Source organism: Mesorhizobium sp. M7A.F.Ca.CA.002.09.1.1 (assembly GCF_003998555.1).
GTDB lineage: Bacteria > Pseudomonadota > Alphaproteobacteria > Rhizobiales > Rhizobiaceae > Mesorhizobium > Mesorhizobium ciceri.
Window position 1 is genome coordinate 1 of sequence record NZ_RZRR01001441.1, and the last position, 765, is coordinate 765.

Consider the following 765-nt stretch of genomic DNA (forward strand, 5'->3'; position numbering starts at 1 on the left):
AAATCGTCCTTCGACGATCTGGTCCAGTACAATGACGGTTTCCGCTCGAACCTGATCGGCACCCCCAGGCAGGTCGCTCAACGCGTCGTCGACCTGAAGCGCGCGGGTGCGGATCTTATCCTGCTCGGTTTCCTGCACTTCCAGGAGGAGGTCGAGTATTTCGGCAAGCATGTCATCCCGCTCGTTCGCGAACTGGAACACGCCGAGGCGGCGGCGTCGCTGGCGGCGGAATAGTCACCCCATAGGCACGCCGGACAGGCGCCGGCCCGCACGCACGAAGCTTGCCCGGCGCGCTGATCCGTCGGGCGGCAACAGGATTTTGCGCGCCTAATCGAGGACGATTGGAATGCCGTTGCCCAGTTATACGCTCGGAGTGATGGAGGCTTCCGCCTATGCACCGGAGGTCTTTGCGCGCGGCCTGCCGTCAGACCAGCGGCCGGAGCAGTCGTTCGAAGATGCCGCCAGGCCGGCAGAGTCCGTTGCCGCCGCCTCTCCGTTGCTTTCGCTTCAGGGCATCAGCCTGTCCTTTGGCGGCGTCGTGGCACTGGCCGATATCGACCTATCGGTCCGCCAAGGCGAGATCCGTGCCATCATCGGCCCGAACGGCGCCGGCAAGAGTTCGCTGATCAACGTCATCAGCGGCGTCTACCGGCCGGATCGCGGCCATGTCCGGCTCGACGGTACCTCCTATGCCCAGGTCCCGACGCAGCGGCTGGCCCATCTCGGCGTCGCCAGAACCTTCCAGAATCTCGCACTGTTCAAGGG

General features: G+C 64.6%; 1 protein-coding gene and 1 pseudogene. Both read left to right on the top strand.

What is annotated here, in order from left to right:
* Window positions 1-234 (top strand): annotated as a pseudogene (locus EN994_RS33860) (dimethyl sulfone monooxygenase SfnG); the annotation flags it as partial.
* A gap of 112 nt (window positions 235-346) precedes the next feature.
* Window positions 347-765, top strand: a 419-nt coding sequence (locus EN994_RS33865) for an ATP-binding cassette domain-containing protein (RefSeq protein ID WP_164746546.1), incomplete at its 3' end; no start/stop codon positions are given.